Source organism: Knoellia koreensis, from assembly GCF_013041615.1.
Taxonomy (GTDB): domain Bacteria; phylum Actinomycetota; class Actinomycetes; order Actinomycetales; family Dermatophilaceae; genus Pedococcus; species Pedococcus koreensis.
Window position 1 is genome coordinate 376,145 of record NZ_JABEPQ010000003.1, and the last position, 13,556, is coordinate 389,700.

Annotated in this window: 16 protein-coding genes; 11 read left to right on the forward strand and 5 right to left on the reverse strand. The window is 71.6% G+C overall.

Annotated features, from left to right (window positions below):
* Positions 1 to 28: 28 nt before the first annotated feature.
* The 8 genes from cydB to HJG52_RS15325 are packed head-to-tail and all read left to right on the forward strand — an operon-like array spanning position 29 to position 7,955.
* The gene (gene cydB, locus HJG52_RS15290) at positions 29 to 1,054 is read left to right on the forward strand and encodes a cytochrome d ubiquinol oxidase subunit II (protein ID WP_171244466.1); all 1,026 of its coding nucleotides are present in this window, start codon (positions 29 to 31) and stop codon (positions 1,052 to 1,054) included.
* Between the two features lie 3 nt (positions 1,055 to 1,057).
* A complete protein-coding gene (cydD, locus tag HJG52_RS15295) occupies positions 1,058 to 2,662 on the forward strand; it encodes a thiol reductant ABC exporter subunit CydD (RefSeq protein WP_171244467.1) in 1,605 nt (534 codons plus the stop codon).
* Complete coding sequence (cydC, locus tag HJG52_RS15300; RefSeq protein WP_171244468.1) at positions 2,659 to 4,266, forward strand: thiol reductant ABC exporter subunit CydC; 1,608 nt, start codon at positions 2,659 to 2,661, stop codon at positions 4,264 to 4,266. Before cydD ends, cydC begins: the two co-directional genes overlap by 4 nt.
* A gap of 7 nt (positions 4,267 to 4,273) precedes the next feature.
* Positions 4,274 to 4,708 (forward strand): BlaI/MecI/CopY family transcriptional regulator, encoded by a 435-nt coding sequence (locus HJG52_RS15305; RefSeq protein ID WP_171244469.1) that lies wholly within the window; start codon positions 4,274 to 4,276, stop codon positions 4,706 to 4,708.
* A 38-nt stretch (positions 4,709 to 4,746) separates the two neighbouring features.
* A complete protein-coding gene (locus tag HJG52_RS15310; RefSeq protein ID WP_171244470.1) occupies positions 4,747 to 5,577 on the forward strand; it encodes a M48 family metalloprotease in 831 nt (276 codons plus the stop codon).
* 8 nt (positions 5,578 to 5,585) lie between these two features.
* Positions 5,586 to 6,104: a low molecular weight protein-tyrosine-phosphatase gene (locus tag HJG52_RS15315; protein WP_171244471.1), complete on the forward strand. Its 519-nt coding sequence runs from the start codon at positions 5,586 to 5,588 to the stop codon at positions 6,102 to 6,104.
* A 24-nt stretch (positions 6,105 to 6,128) separates the two neighbouring features.
* Positions 6,129 to 6,536, forward strand: coding sequence for a tetratricopeptide repeat protein (locus tag HJG52_RS15320; RefSeq protein ID WP_171244472.1), 408 nt, complete (start codon positions 6,129 to 6,131; stop codon positions 6,534 to 6,536).
* Between the two features lie 3 nt (positions 6,537 to 6,539).
* Positions 6,540 to 7,955, forward strand: coding sequence for an LLM class flavin-dependent oxidoreductase (locus HJG52_RS15325; protein ID WP_171244473.1), 1,416 nt, complete (start codon positions 6,540 to 6,542; stop codon positions 7,953 to 7,955).
* Between the two features lie 5 nt (positions 7,956 to 7,960).
* On the opposite strand, the gene HJG52_RS15330 is transcribed toward HJG52_RS15325, so the two are convergent.
* On the reverse strand, positions 7,961 to 8,428 hold the full coding sequence (locus HJG52_RS15330) for an SRPBCC family protein (RefSeq protein WP_171244474.1): 468 nt from the start codon (positions 8,426 to 8,428) through the stop codon (positions 7,961 to 7,963).
* Between the two features lie 62 nt (positions 8,429 to 8,490).
* On the opposite strand from HJG52_RS15330, the gene purB reads away from it, so the two are divergent.
* Complete coding sequence (gene purB / locus HJG52_RS15335) at positions 8,491 to 9,906, forward strand: adenylosuccinate lyase (protein ID WP_171244475.1); 1,416 nt, start codon at positions 8,491 to 8,493, stop codon at positions 9,904 to 9,906.
* Between the two features lie 9 nt (positions 9,907 to 9,915).
* Positions 9,916 to 10,257, forward strand: coding sequence for a YrdB family protein (locus HJG52_RS15340; protein ID WP_171244476.1), 342 nt, complete (start codon positions 9,916 to 9,918; stop codon positions 10,255 to 10,257).
* On the opposite strand, the gene HJG52_RS15345 is transcribed toward HJG52_RS15340, so the two are convergent.
* Positions 10,249 to 10,917, reverse strand: coding sequence for a hypothetical protein (locus HJG52_RS15345; RefSeq protein ID WP_171244181.1), 669 nt, complete (start codon positions 10,915 to 10,917; stop codon positions 10,249 to 10,251). The two genes, HJG52_RS15340 and HJG52_RS15345, sit on opposite strands and share 9 nt — an antisense overlap.
* A gap of 135 nt (positions 10,918 to 11,052) precedes the next feature.
* On the opposite strand from HJG52_RS15345, the gene HJG52_RS15350 reads away from it, so the two are divergent.
* The gene (locus HJG52_RS15350) at positions 11,053 to 11,364 is read left to right on the forward strand and encodes a hypothetical protein (protein ID WP_206070870.1); all 312 of its coding nucleotides are present in this window, start codon (positions 11,053 to 11,055) and stop codon (positions 11,362 to 11,364) included.
* 6 nt (positions 11,365 to 11,370) lie between these two features.
* Here the strand turns inward: HJG52_RS15350 and HJG52_RS15355 are convergent, their stop codons facing one another.
* Genes HJG52_RS15355 through HJG52_RS15365 form a run of 3 tightly spaced genes read right to left on the reverse strand, consistent with a single transcriptional unit; the run spans position 11,371 to position 13,556 of the window.
* Positions 11,371 to 12,006: a VOC family protein gene (locus tag HJG52_RS15355; RefSeq protein ID WP_171244477.1), complete on the reverse strand. Its 636-nt coding sequence runs from the start codon at positions 12,004 to 12,006 to the stop codon at positions 11,371 to 11,373.
* A gap of 48 nt (positions 12,007 to 12,054) precedes the next feature.
* Positions 12,055 to 12,903 carry a TrmH family RNA methyltransferase gene (locus HJG52_RS15360; RefSeq protein WP_171244478.1) on the reverse strand — a complete coding sequence of 283 codons (849 nt, stop codon included), beginning with the start codon at positions 12,901 to 12,903 and terminating at the stop codon, positions 12,055 to 12,057.
* Positions 12,900 to 13,556, reverse strand: a complete 657-nt coding sequence (locus tag HJG52_RS15365; RefSeq protein ID WP_171244479.1) for a TMEM175 family protein — start codon at positions 13,554 to 13,556, stop codon at positions 12,900 to 12,902. The genes HJG52_RS15360 and HJG52_RS15365 overlap by 4 nt, the downstream gene beginning before the upstream one ends.

Here is a 13,556-nt window from a genome sequence, read left to right on the forward strand (position 1 = left end):
ACTCGACTCTGGGACAAGGGATTTCACCATGGAACTCAGCACCGTCTGGTTCGTCATCATCGCCGTTCTGTGGACCGGCTACTTCGTCCTCGAGGGTTTCGACTTCGGCGTCGGCATGCTGCTCCCGGTCCTCGGCCGGGGCGGGGACGCCGAGCTGACCGAGAAGCGCCGCCGCGTCATGATCAACACGATCGGCCCGGTCTGGGATGGCAACGAGGTGTGGGTCATCACCGCGGCCGGCGCCATGTTTGCAGCCTTCCCCCACTGGTACGCAACGATGTTCAGCGCGTTCTACCTGCCGCTGCTGCTCATCCTCGTCGCCCTCATCGTCCGCGCCCTCGGCATCGACTACCGGCCCAAGCGGGACGAGGCGCAGTGGCGGCGGAACTGCGACCTGGCGATCACGTTCGGGTCGACCGTGCCGGCCTTCGTGTGGGGGCTCGCGTTCACCAGCGTCGTGCGCGGCCTGCCGATCAACGCCGACAAGGACTTCACGGGCTCGCTGCTCGACCTGTTCCACCCCGTGGCAATCCTCGGCGGCCTCGTGACGGTGGCCCTGTTCCTCACCCACGGCGCGCTGTTCACGGCGCTCAAGACGATGGGCCCGATCAGTGACGACGCCCGCCGGGTCGCCGCGCGCACCGGAGTCGTCGCTGCCGTGCTCGCCCTGGTGCTGCTCGTCCTCCTCGGCACCAGCAACGGCAACGCCGCCTCGTGGGTGACCTCGGTCCTCGCGGCGGCCGCGCTCGTCGGCTCGCTGGTGGCCAACAGCCGCGACCGCAACGGCTGGGCCTTCCTCGGCACGTTCGTCGCCATCGCGCTGGCGGTCGTGACGTACTTCCTCATGCTGTTCCCGAACGTCATGCCGAGCAGCACCAACCCGGCCTGGTCGCTGACCACCGAGAACGCCTCCAGCACGCACTACACCCTGACGATCATGACCTGGGTGGCCGTGGTGTTCACGCCCGTGGTCCTGCTCTACCAATCGTGGACCTACTGGATCTTCCGCAAGCGCATCGGCACGCAGCACCTGCCGGCCACGTCGAGCCACTGAGCCATGCGACCGTTCGACCCGCGCCTGCTGCGCAGCATCCCGGAGGCCCGCCGGCCGCTGGTGCTGCTTGCCGTCGTGGGCACCGTCCAGGGCGTCGCCACGATCGCGACGGCGTTCGCGTTGGCACACCTCGCGGTCGCAGTGGTGCGTGGTCAGTCGCTGGGTGAGCCCGCGGCATACCTGTTGGGGCTGTTCGTGATTCGCGGCATCCTCGCCTTTCTGGGCGAACGTGTCGCGGCCCGCGGCGGCGTCGCGGTGAGCACCGCCCTGCGCCGCCGGCTCGTCTCGCGCTGGCTGTCGCTGCCAGCCGAAGATCGCCCCGAGCCGGGCGTCGCCGTCACCCTCGCGACCCAGGGGACGACGAGCGTCGAGCCGTATGCCGCGCGCTTCCTCCCAGCGCTCGTCACCGCCGCGGTGGTGCCGGCGCTGGCGCTGGTCGCCCTCGTGGCCGTCGACTGGGTGAGCGCGCTCGTCGTGGCCCTCACGTTGCCGCTGCTGCCGGTCTTCGCCGCACTCATCGGTGCGGCCACGAGGGACGAGACGCAGCGGCGCTGGAGCTCACTCGCCGGCCTGTCCGGGCACTTCCTCGACGTCATGCGCGGGCTGCCCACCCTCGTCGGTTACGGGCGCGCCGAGCGCCAGGTCGACACCATCGCCGAGGTGAGCGGCCGCCACCGGCGCGCGACGATGGCGACCCTGCGGCTCGCCTTCCTCAGCTCGGCGGCGCTGGAATTGCTCGCCACGATCTGCGTGGCCATCGTGGCGGTCTTCGTCGGGCTGCGGCTGGCCTACGGGTCGATGGAGCTGCTGCCGGGACTCGTCGCGATCCTGCTGGCACCCGAGGCCTACTGGCCGGTGCGCCGGGTCGGTGCCGAGTTCCACAGCGCAGCCGACGGCACGGCCGCCCTCGAGAGTGCGCTCGACGAACTCGAGGCAGCGACGGCCGCGCCGGCACGGGCTCCCGCGACGTCAGGCACGGTCGTGCTCACTCGGCTCTCCTACACCTACCCCGGCAGCAGCCGCCCGGTGCTCGACGGGGTCGACCTCGAGGCGGGACCGGGGCTGACGGTCGTGACCGGCGAGTCCGGCGTGGGCAAGTCCACCCTCCTCGAGCTCGTGGCCGGCCTGCGGACCCCGGACGCCGGCACCATCGAGGCCCCGGAGGCGCACCTGGTGACCCAGCGCCCGTTCCTCATGACCGGCACCGTGCGGGCCAACCTCACTCTGGGACAAGGGCGCCCGGTCTGCGAGGACGAGCAGTGGGCCGCCCTGCGCGCCGTCGCACTGGACTCACTGGTCGAGTCACTCCCCCACGACCTCGACGAGACGCTGGGCGACGACGGGCGCGGCCTGTCGGCGGGTCAGCGGGCCAGGCTGGTGCTCGCCCGGGCGCTGCTCAGCGACGCACCCCTGGTGCTGCTCGACGAACCCACGGCCCACCTCGACGACGAGTCGGTCACGGTGGCGCACAGGGCGATTCGCGACCTGGCGGCCACCCGCACGGTCATCGCGGTCACCCACCGGCCGGAGCTCGTGGCCCTCGCCGACCACCACGTGCACCTGCGCGCCCACGCGAGCACGCGGCATACCGAGGAGGTCCCGGCATGAGGCTCGCCGACCGCCAGACCATCGCCGCCGGTCTGCTCGGAGCCGTCGCCGTGTCCTCGGGTGTGGCCCTTACCGCGACGTCCGGCTGGCTCATCGTGCGGGCCAGCGAGAAGCCGGTGATCCTCACGCTGCTCACAGCGATCGTGGCGGTGCGCGCGTTCGGGATGGCGCGACCGGTGTTCCGCTACTGGGAGCGGCTGCGGTCGCACGACGCGGCCCTGGCCGACCTCGCCCGCGAGCGCACGAGTCTGTATGCCGCGTTGATCCCCCTGACGCCCGCGCGCCTCGTGCGCCGGGGCCGGGCCGCCATGCTCACCGGTGTCGTCGACGACCTCACCGACCGGGTCGAGGCGCGGGTGCGCGTGACGGTCCCGGCGGTCGCGACCACGCTGACGGCGGTGTTCGCGACGGTGCTGTGCTGGCTGGTCGAACCGGCCGCGGGCCTGACGGTCGCGGCGCTGACCGTCGTGGTGGCCCTCACGACCTGGGTCGCCTGGCGGGTCGAGACGCGTGGGCATGACGACCTCGGTGCCGCGCGGGCCGAGGTCGGCCGGGTGTCCGAGCTGGTGACGTCGCAGGCCTTGGAGCTGCAAGCGATTGGGGCGCAGGAGGCGGCGACCGGGTGGCTCGACGACGCACACGCGCGGCTCGACCGTGCGGTCCGCCGACAGGTGACCGGGCGGGCGCTGGCTGCGGCGGTGCTGCCGGCCGCGACCGCGGTGGCGACGGTGGTCTGCGCGGTGGTGGCCGCCGGAAGCGACCGCTCAGCGCCGGTGCTGGGCCTGCTCGTGCTGGCGCCGTTCGCCCTCGCCGAGGTGTTCGCGCCCCTGCCCGACGTGGCGCGCGCGCTGGCCCGGGCCCAGGCCGCCGACCGCGACCTGAAGACCCTCCTCGACGCCCAGCCAGCGGTCAGGGCCACGACCCGCGGGCGGGTGCTGGAGCACGGCTCCGTGCCGCACCTGCGGCTGTCCGGGGTCACTGCGTCGTGGGACGGCACCCGGCGTGCGGCCGGGCCGGTCGACCTCGATGTGGCGCCGGGTTCGGTGGTGGCCGTCACCGGCCCCTCGGGTGTCGGCAAGTCGACGGTCCTCGCGGTGCTGGCCCGTCAGCTCGACCCGGAGTCGGGCAGCTACACCATCGACGGGACGGACGCCCTCGACCTGCCGCTGAACCAGGTGCGCGGCCTCTTCGCGATCGTCGACGACGAGCCCCACGTGTTCGCGACGACCCTGCGCGAGAACCTGCGCTTTGCCCGCCCGTCGGCCACGGACGACGACCTGCGCGCAGCCCTGGCTTCGGCTGGGCTCGGCGGGCTGGACGCGGACCTCGACACCAGGCTCGGCACCGGGGGCCGTGGCCTGTCCGGCGGCGAGCGCGCCCGGTTGTCGATCGCGCGGGCGCTGCTGTCCGGTCGCCCGGTGCTGTTGCTCGACGAACCCGTGGCCCACCTCGACCACGCGACTGCCGTGGCCGTCCTCGACGACCTCATGGCTCACCGGGGCGGTCGCAGCGTCGTCGTGGTGAGCCACCGGCCCGAAGGCCTGCACGGGGCGCACGGCATCATTGATCTTCGCGACCATGCCCCGATGGCCGCCGCAGGATGAGGTAGCCATGGCACGCAAGTCGATCAACCGGCTCGGCGAGCTCGAGCGCGCCGTCATGGAGACCGTGTGGGCCATGACCACCCCCGAGCGTCGCACCGTGTCGGTGCGCGAGGTGCACCAGGCGTTGTCGACGGGCCGGGACATCGCCTACACGACGGTTATGACGGTGATGGGCCGGCTGGCTGAGGGTGACCTGCTCAGCCGGCAACGGTCGGGACGTGCCTACCTGTATGCCGCGGTGGGCACGCGGGAGGAGCTCACCGCCTCGACGATGCGCGAGCAGCTCAACACCGTCAATGCCGAGGACCGCCGTGCGGCCATCCTGCACTTCCTCGATGACGCTTCGGCCGACGAGATCAGTGAGCTCAAGGCGGCCCTCGCTGAGGTCGAGGCGCGGCAGGCGGGCTCGATCGGCAAGGACAGCAAGGGAGTTCGTCGCTGACCACCGTCCTGCCACTGGTCGGGCTGGCGGCGCTGGCGGTGCTGCTCACCGGTCCGGCGCAGCGGCTCATGGCCCGGATGCACCGGTTCCGCCGTGCACCGCGTGAGGCGCTGCTGGTCTGGCAGGCGGTGTCGCTGGGTGGTGTGCTCGCGGCGCTGTCGCTCGCGCCGGCCTCGGTGGCCGGCTTCCGGGAGGCGCCGACGTGGCTCGTCTGGCTGGGGCTGCTCATCGCCGCGGCGATGGTGGCGCGGCTGCTGTGGTCCGGTCACACCGTCGGCTCAGGGATCCGCGCCGACCGGCGCCGCCACCGCGACCTCGTCGACCTGCTCGGCACCCACGCCGACCCCGTCCACGGCACCCAGGTGCGGGTGCTCGCCCACCCGACGCCGACGGCATACTGCCTGCCCGGTCTGCGTCGCCGGGTCGTCCTGAGCGAGGGCGCCCTCGCTGCGCTGCCCGCCGACGAGCTCACCGCCGTCCTCGCCCACGAGCGTGCCCACCTGCGGGCGCGGCACGACCTGGTGCTCGAGTTCTTCACGGTCCTGCACCGGTCGGCCCCGCCGTGGCTGCGCGCCCCCGAGGCGCTGCGCGAGGTGCGGCTGCTCATCGAGGTGCTCGCCGACCGGGCGGCCCGCCGCACCGCCGGTGAGGTGCCGCTGGCCCGCGCCCTCGTGACGCTCGCGCGCGGCGTCCACCCGCAGGAGGCCCTGGGGGCCGGTGGTGGGTCCGGGGGCGAGTCGACCACCGTGGCGCGCATGGCACTGCTGGCCCAGCCGACCGCCGGGTTCGGAATGCGGCTCGTGATGACGGCGTTCGGGCTGGTGGTCGTGGCCGCCCCGGTGATCCTGCTGGTCATGACGCTGGTTTGAATGGAGGCATGAGCGTGGACCGTCCCTACCGCGTCACCGTTGTCTGCACCGGGAACATCTGCCGGTCGCCGATGGGTGAGTTCGTGCTGCGTGAGCGGTTCGAAGAGGCCGGGCTGGGCGACCGGGTCGAGGTCGACTCGGCCGGCACGAGCAGCTGGGAGGTCGGCAACCCGGCGGACCCGCGGACCCTCGATGTGCTGCGCCGCAACGGCCACGACGACTTCGGCGGTGAGGCGCACGTGGCGCGGCAGTTCGAGCGCAGCTGGTTCGGCGACGTCGACCTCGTGCTGGCCGCGGACTCCGGCCACCTCAAGGCCCTGCAGCGGATGGCGCGCACCGACGAGGACCGCGCCAAGGTGCGCCTGCTGCGCTCGTTCGACCCGGTGTCGGAGGGCGACGGCGAGCTCGACATGGACGACCCCTGGTACGGCGACGACGCCGCCTTCGACCAGACCTACGCCGAGGTGACGGCGGCGGCCGATGGCATCGTGGAGTACGTGCGGGCCGAGCTCAGCCGGAATAGTTGAATCCAAAACTAAGTTGATGGGGGCATGACCACGATGACGAACACCAGCCCCTTCGAGCTGCGGCTCACCTGGGCCCGCAGCCTGTTCGAGCACGGCGACTACGCCGCGGCCGCGACTGCGCTCGTCGAGCTCGTGGACGAGGCCCGCGAGTCCGAGATGATGCACGGCACCACCGAGCTGCGCGAGATGCTCGCCCGCGCCTACTTCGGCTCCGCCCAGCTGGGCCGCGCCGAGGCCACGCTGCGCGACCTGGTCGCCGACGTGCCCACCGACGCCTACGCCCACCTGCTGCTCGGGCGCACGCTGCAGCGTCAGGCCCGCCACGACGAGGCGCGTCAGCACCTCGCGCTGGCCGAGGTCCTGGGCGACTACGAGCGCCCGGGGGCCTACGGCGAGACCCCGCGCGACGACGCGTCGTCCGACGACGCTTGAGCCATGCCTGACTACGGGCAGGAGCTGCGGTTCGGGATCTTCCCGGCCCCGGACGCCGACGCGGTCGACCAGGTCGTCGAGCTGAGCGAGGCGGCAGACGTCGCCGGGCTCGACTACGTCACCATCCAGGACCACCCCTACAACGCGCGTCAGGTGGACGCCTGGACGCTCCTGTCCTTCATCGGCGCGCGCACGTCACAGATCCGGTTGGCGCCCAACGTCGCCAACCTCCCGCTCCGCCCGCCGGTGGTGCTGGGCCGAAGTGTCGCCACACTGGACCGGCTCACCGGCGGACGGGCGGAGCTGGGCATCGGCACCGGCGCCTTCTGGGATGCGATCGTCGCCGCCGGCGGGCCGCGTCGGTCGCCGGGTGAGTCGATCAAGGCGCTCGAGGAGGGCATCGCAATCCTGCGCGGCGTCTGGGCCGGGTCGGGGTCGGTCAACGTCGACGGCGAGCACTACCAGGTGAAGGGCCTGCATTCCGGGCCGTCACCCGTGCATCCCGTCGAGATCTGGGTCGGCGCCTACAAGCCGCGCATGCTGCGCCTCACCGGTCGCCTCGCCGACGGCTGGCTGCCGTCGATGGGGTATGCCGACCCGCCCGCCTTGGGTGCCCTCAGTGAGCAGATCGACGCGGCGGCGTTGGCGGCCGGGCGCGATCCCGCCGCAGTCCGACGGCTCTACAACGTCTTCGGCCTCGAGGCCGAGGCCCTGGCCGAGCTCGCCCTCGAACAGGGCATGAGCACCTTCATCACCGGCGTCGGGTCGGTGCGCGACGTGCAGCGGTTCGCGGCGGAGACCGCGCCGGCGGTGCGCGAGCTGGTCGATGCCGAGCGGGCACGCCGGGCGAGCCAGCCCGAGGAGGCGAGCACGCGGCATACCGTGACGACGTCGGCGACCGCCACGGAAACTGTTGCGGCACAAGCCAAGTCAGCCGAACCGCACGCCGGCTCCGGCGCCCACCTCGTGGAGATCCACGATGGCCTGCGGGCCGAGCTGGCACAGCTGCGCGACATCGTGCAGCAGGTGATGGCCGGCGAGGAGCAGGCCCACCGCGCGCGCAACATCATCAACGAGCTCACCATGCGCCAGAACAACTGGACGCTCGGCGCCTACTGCGCGCAGTACTGCCGGTTCGTCACCGGGCACCACACGCTCGAGGACCGCTCGATCTTCCCGCACCTGCGGCGCAGCGACCCGGCGCTCACGCCCGTCATCGACCGGCTCGAGCAGGAGCACGTCGTCATCCACGACATCCTCGAGCAGCTCGACGACGCGCTGGTCGGCCTGGTGTCCGGCGGCTCGGGAACTGCTGAGCTGCAACGGGTCGTCGACCGGCTGAGCGACGACCTGCTGGCGCACCTGTCCTACGAGGAGGAGCACCTCGTGGGGGCGCTGGACCGGTACGGCTTCCAGTAGGGCCGTCAGCGCTCGGCGAGCTCGCGGATGCGTCCCAGCGACCGGCGCATGCCGTCCTCGAGCTCGACGGTGTGCTCGGGGTTGCCGCCGAGGAGCAGTTCGGTGAAGCGGGCGGCAAAGTCCTTGACGCCGTGCGGAGTTCGGCGCCGTGAGGTGAGCCGCGTGGTGCCCGAGCCGGTCGGTTCGAGGTCGTAGGACCAGAGCGCGTCGTTGTCGAGGACGCGCCACTCGATGCGCCGGCCGACGTCGTATGCCGTGACTCGGGACCGCGTCGGCCACACCATGAGCCCGCGCCGGTTGACCCCGACGAAGCGGGTGCCGACACCGACCGCCCCGTCGCCGAGGACGACCACCTTGCGGCACTCCGGTGACCACTCGCCGGTGCGGCGCACGTCGGAGACGACCTCCCAGACGCGCTCAGGCGGTGCGGCGATCTCGACCGACGCGTCCAGTGGGCGGGTGGTGTAGGGCATACGCGGCATCGTGGCACACCTCGCGTCCGGAGCACGCCCTCGGCTCTGGGAGACTGTGGGTCATGGCTTCGCTTGCTGACGCGACCCCACCCATCGCCCTCGGGGCACTCGACGGCCGCTACCGCGGCGCGGTGGCGCCGCTCGTCGACCACCTCTCCGAGCCTGCGCTCAACCGCGAGCGGGTGCGGGTCGAGGTCGAGTGGCTGGTCTTCCTCACCACCCATGGTGTGGTGCCGGGTGTCCGGTCGCTGACCGAGGCGGAGCAGACCGCGCTGCGGCAGGTGGTCGAGGACTTCGGGGCCGACGAGATCGCCGAGCTGGCGGAGATCGAGCGCGAGACCCAGCACGACGTGAAGGCGGTCGAGTACTTCCTCAAGCGCCGGCTGTCGGCGATCGCGCCCGACGAGTCCGACCGGGGGCTGGCCGAGCTGATCCACTTCTGCTGCACCAGCGAGGACATCAACAACCTGTCCTACGCGCTGATGGTGAAGGGGGCCGTCGAGCAGGTGTGGCTGCCGCGCGCCACCGCACTGGTAGAGACCGTGGCGACGATGGCGTCCGACCTGCGCGACGTGCCGTTGCTGGCGCACACCCACGGGCAGCCGGCGACCCCGACGACGATGGGCAAGGAGCTGGCCGTCCTCGCGCACCGGTTGGGCCGGCAGCTGCGCCGCATCCGGGGCGCTGAGTACCTCGGCAAGCTCAACGGTGCCACTGGCACGTTCGGTGCCCACCTGGCTGCCGTGCCCGGTGCGGACTGGCCTGAGCTGAGCCGCGAGTTTGTGGAATCCCTTGGGCTGCAGTGGAACCCGCTCACCACCCAGATCGAGTCACACGACTGGCAGGCCGAGCTCTACGCCGATGTCGCCCGGTTCAACCGGGTGCTGCACAACCTGTGCACCGACGTCTGGACCTACATCTCGATGGGCTACTTCGCGCAGGTCCGCGGCCAGGGCACCGTCGGCTCGTCGACGATGCCGCACAAGGTCAACCCGATCCGGTTCGAGAACGCCGAGGCCAACCTCGAGGTCAGCAACGCGCTGCTCGACGTGCTCGGCTCGACACTGGTGCAGTCGCGGTTGCAGCGCGATCTCACGGACTCCTCGATGCAGCGCAACATCGGGTCCGCGTTCGGCCACTCGCTGCTCGCGATCGACAACGTGGCGCGCGGACTCGCCGGACTCGACGCGGTGCCTGCGGCGATGGCCGCCGACCTCGACGCCAACTGGGAGGTGCTCGGCGAGCCTGTGCAGTCGGCGATGAGAGCCCTTGGGGCACAAGGGGTTCCGGGCATGGAGGAGCCCTACGAGCGGCTCAAGGAGCTCACCCGAGGTCGCCGCATCAACGGGGACGACCTGCGCGAGTTCATCGCCAAGCTGGGGCTGCCGGACGATGTCGCGGCGCGGCTGTCGGCGATGACTCCGGCCACCTACGTCGGGGCGGCACCGCAGCTGGTCGACTACCTCGACGCCGACTGAGCGCCGGCCATGGTCGCGTTCGGGTGGCTGGTGCTCGCCCTGGTGTTCGTCGACGAGGTCCTGGCGGCCGTGGCTGCGGGCGTGTGGGGCCGGTATGCCGGTGGGTGGGCGCTCGCGGTCCTCGCGCCTCTCGTCGTGGTCACCGTCTGGTGGGCGTTCGCCTCACCGAAGGCCCCCTACTCCGGGCCGGTCACGCGACCGGTGGTGAAGGTGATCGTCTTCGGGCTCGCCACGGTCGGGCTGTGGGTGGCAGGTCACCACACGGCCGCGGTCTGGTTCCTCGCCTTCTCGGTCGTGGTGAACGCACTGGCTCAGCTGCCGCTCATCCGTGCCCTGACGGCCTCAGCCTGAAGGGAATCGGGGTTCCCACGGCACGGCGGCGAAGGTGCGCCGACCCCAGTCGAGCATGACGGCGAGGTAGGCCAACCCGGCCAGGACTCCCGCAAGGGCGACGACCGGGGTGCTGCCGCCGACGGCGTCGGCCACGAGGGCGCCCAGCGTGCCTGCGACGATCGAGTTGACCGCCGCCAGGAAGATGGACGTGCTCGCTGCGACGTGGGAGAAGACCGACCGACGCCACCCCATGGTGTAGGACCGCATCAGCCCGGTCAGGTCGTCGTTCGCGGAGGTGACGAGGTAGCGCTCGATGCCCGGGTCGAGCTCGAGGTAGGCCGCCCGCAGCCGGTTCATGCCCAGCAGCATCGCGGCGTCGTCGGAGCTGGCGTTGTGCACCCTGGCCACCGTGAGGGTGCCGAGGATGAGCGACGACGAGGCCAGCCCGATCGCCATGACATGGAACGGCTTTCCGAAACCCGACGCCTGCGCCACCAGGGCAAGCACAACCAGCGAGGCCGAGGTGACGGTGAGGTGGATCGTGATGCGGCTCATCACCTCGCCCCACGTCATGCTGCGGGTGGCGAGCAACGACCAGTGCTCGGTCGCCAGGATCTGGGCACGGACGGCGGCTGCTGGCACCATCGCGGGCGCCGGCGTCGGTGCGGGTTCGGACATGGTCGGCTCTCCGTCCTCTCCTCCTCCGCCAGTAGAGCCCGCAGGCAGCCGGCGGCGCCTCCGTCAACTGACGCAGCCCAGCGGCATACCCGAGACATCTCGGGCACGTCCTGGGGCGACCGACCGTCGTACAAGGTGCGCGGCAAGGCGTTCGTGATCTACCGCGAGCCGCGGCCGGACGCGGACGACGAGGCAACGGGCGAACGGATGGACGACGTCGTGGTGTTCTCCACGCCGGACGACGAGACCAAGCGCGCACTGATCGAGTCGGACGGGCCGTGGTTCACGACACCGCACTTCGACGGCTACCGCGCGGTGCTGCTGCGGTTGCGCAACCTCGGCGCGGTGACCCGCGACGAGCTCGCCGAGGTGGTCACCGACGCATGGCTGGCGCGGGCGCCCGAGCGGCTGGCGAAGGAGTTCCTCGCCGAGGGGTCCGGCGGCTGATCCTGCTCAGACGGTGACGTCGCCGGTCGGGGTGTCGAAGGTGACCGACAGGAGCCCGGGGGTGCCGCGCGGAGCGACGAACGTGAAGTCGATGACCGACGAGGTCGCGTTGGCCGGCAGGTCGAGCCAGTCGCGCACCCGGTCGGGGTCGCCGGCGATCTCGAGGCTCTCGATGGTGACTTCGGTGTGCGCGCCCACCGACGGGTGCACGGACGGGTCGGCCCACTGGACGAAGAACGGGAGCTGCGGGTCGGCCATGAGTCCCTTGACGCCGAGCTGGCGCCACTTGATCTCGACGCCGTCGGGGCGGTGCCGGTTGCCCTCGACCGACTCGCGGCCGATGCGCTGCTCGAACGGGGTGATGTCGTCGACCGCGATGACCCAGCCGAGCCAGCCACCGCCGGCCTCGGAGCGGGCGCGGACGGCCTGTCCGAACGGGGCCTTGTCCGACGCGGGGTGGTCGAGCACCTCGACGACCTCGACGTAGCGCTCGTGGGCGAGCGGGAGGATCACGTTGCGAGTACCAAAGCGCGGGTGGATGCCGCCATCGACCGGTTCGACACCGATCAGCTTGGCCAGGCGTTCCGCGGTCGCCTGCAAACCGTCGTGCTCCGCCGCATACGACACATGGTCAACTCGCATACCGAACATCGTGACACACGGTGCGCAGTGCTCCTGACACGGGTGGGGTCAGTGTGACTCGGGGCCCGTCCGGCCGGTGGTGGAGTCGCGGCCGACGCCGCGCTGGCGCACCGCCTCGTAGATGACGATGGCCGCCGATGTCGCCACGTTGAGCGAGTTTGCCTTGCCCACCATGGGGATGCGGACCTGGTATGCCGCGTGGTGGAGCACCTCGTCGGTGAGGCCGTACTTCTCGGCACCGACGGCGATGGCGACGGGCCCGGTGTAGTCGACGTCGGTGTGGAGCAGGTCGGTGTCGGGGGTGGTGGCCACGAGCGCGATGCCCTGCTCGTCGAGCCAGGCGAGGGCGTCGGCGGTGGTGTCGCTGGCGACGGGGACGCTGAAGACGGTGCCCTTGGAGGCGCGCACGAGGTTGGGGTTGCCCCAGTCGGTGACCGGGTCGGCGGCGATGACGGCGTCGGCGCCGGCGGCGTCCGCGGTGCGCAGCATCGCGCCGAGGTTGCCGGGCTTCTCGACGCCCTGGGTGAGGACCGTGAGGGCGGCCTGGCCGACGGTGAGGTCGCGGGCGTGGCGTGTCACGGCGGGCACCACGGCGAGGAACCCGTCCGGTCCTTCGCGGTAGGCCGCCTTCTCGAACGCCGCGCGGGTCAGCTGAACGGTCTCGACACCGCTTGCGCGCACCTGGTCGACGACGCGGGCCTGGGTGGCGGGGTCGAGCATCAGCTCGGGGCACCAGTAGAGGGCCTCGGGGGTGACGCCGGCGTCGAGCGCGAGCTGGAGCTCCTCGTACCCCTCGACGAGGGTGCGGCCGGTCTCCTCGCGGTGGCGGCGCCGTCGCAGGGCTGCGATGGACTTCAGCCGCGGGTTGCCGGGCGAGCTGATGATCAGGTCGGTCATGCCGGGACCCGCCGGGCGAGCTGGCTGCGGATGACCCGGGCCAGCGGGCCGGTGAGGAAGAGCAGGAACATCGGGTAGTACTTGTCGTCCTGCCACAGGATCGCCACGAGCAGGGCGACGCCGAACAGCAGGGAGAGGGCGATCGCTGCCGAGAGGCCACCGATCGGGCGTTCCTGCCCGGCCTTGAGCAGTCGCGGCGTGCGGATGACGACGACGTTCATGAGGACCATGATCACGGCGTTGGCCAGCATGGTGCCGATGTAGAGGACCTGTTGCAGCGTGTCGGTGTGCAGGCTGCCGGTGAGTGCTGTGGCCACGGGGAGCCAGACGATGGTGAACATCCACGCGATGTTGAGCCAGACGAGGGCGCCGGTCTCGCGTTCGACGCGGTCGAAGAGTCCGTGGTGCTGGCGCCAGAAGACCGCGATCAGGACGAAGCTCAGGGCCAGGCTGAACAGCTGCCCGCCGTGCTCGTTCAGGTACTCCGCGGTCGTGAGGTCCTCGGCCTTCGCCTCGGACACGCTCTCCATCAGGGGGAGGATGAGCAAGGTCATGGCGATCGCAACGACGGCGTCGGTGAAGAAGACGAGCCGCTCGGCGGTCGGGTTCTCGCGGGGCTGGGCCGCGCGGGCGCGAATGGTGGTGTCCCCCAT

Coding starts and splice junctions, on each gene's coding strand:
- cydB (WP_171244466.1), top strand. CDS start 29: ATGGAACTCAGCACCGTCTGGTTCGTCATCATCGCCGTTCTGTGGACC.
- cydD (WP_171244467.1), top strand. CDS start 1,058: ATGCGACCGTTCGACCCGCGCCTGCTGCGCAGCATCCCGGAGGCCCGC.
- cydC (WP_171244468.1), top strand. CDS start 2,659: ATGAGGCTCGCCGACCGCCAGACCATCGCCGCCGGTCTGCTCGGAGCC.
- HJG52_RS15305 (WP_171244469.1), top strand. CDS start 4,274: ATGGCACGCAAGTCGATCAACCGGCTCGGCGAGCTCGAGCGCGCCGTC.
- HJG52_RS15315 (WP_171244471.1), top strand. CDS start 5,586: ATGAGCGTGGACCGTCCCTACCGCGTCACCGTTGTCTGCACCGGGAAC.
- HJG52_RS15320 (WP_171244472.1), top strand. CDS start 6,129: ATGACCACGATGACGAACACCAGCCCCTTCGAGCTGCGGCTCACCTGG.
- HJG52_RS15325 (WP_171244473.1), top strand. CDS start 6,540: ATGCCTGACTACGGGCAGGAGCTGCGGTTCGGGATCTTCCCGGCCCCG.
- HJG52_RS15330 (WP_171244474.1), bottom strand. CDS start 8,428: ATGCCCTACACCACCCGCCCACTGGACGCGTCGGTCGAGATCGCCGCA.
- purB (WP_171244475.1), top strand. CDS start 8,491: ATGGCTTCGCTTGCTGACGCGACCCCACCCATCGCCCTCGGGGCACTC.
- HJG52_RS15340 (WP_171244476.1), top strand. CDS start 9,916: ATGGTCGCGTTCGGGTGGCTGGTGCTCGCCCTGGTGTTCGTCGACGAG.
- HJG52_RS15345 (WP_171244181.1), bottom strand. CDS start 10,917: ATGTCCGAACCCGCACCGACGCCGGCGCCCGCGATGGTGCCAGCAGCC.
- HJG52_RS15355 (WP_171244477.1), bottom strand. CDS start 12,006: ATGCGAGTTGACCATGTGTCGTATGCGGCGGAGCACGACGGTTTGCAG.
- HJG52_RS15360 (WP_171244478.1), bottom strand. CDS start 12,903: ATGACCGACCTGATCATCAGCTCGCCCGGCAACCCGCGGCTGAAGTCC.
- HJG52_RS15365 (WP_171244479.1), bottom strand. CDS start 13,556: ATGGGGGACACCACCATTCGCGCCCGCGCGGCCCAGCCCCGCGAGAAC.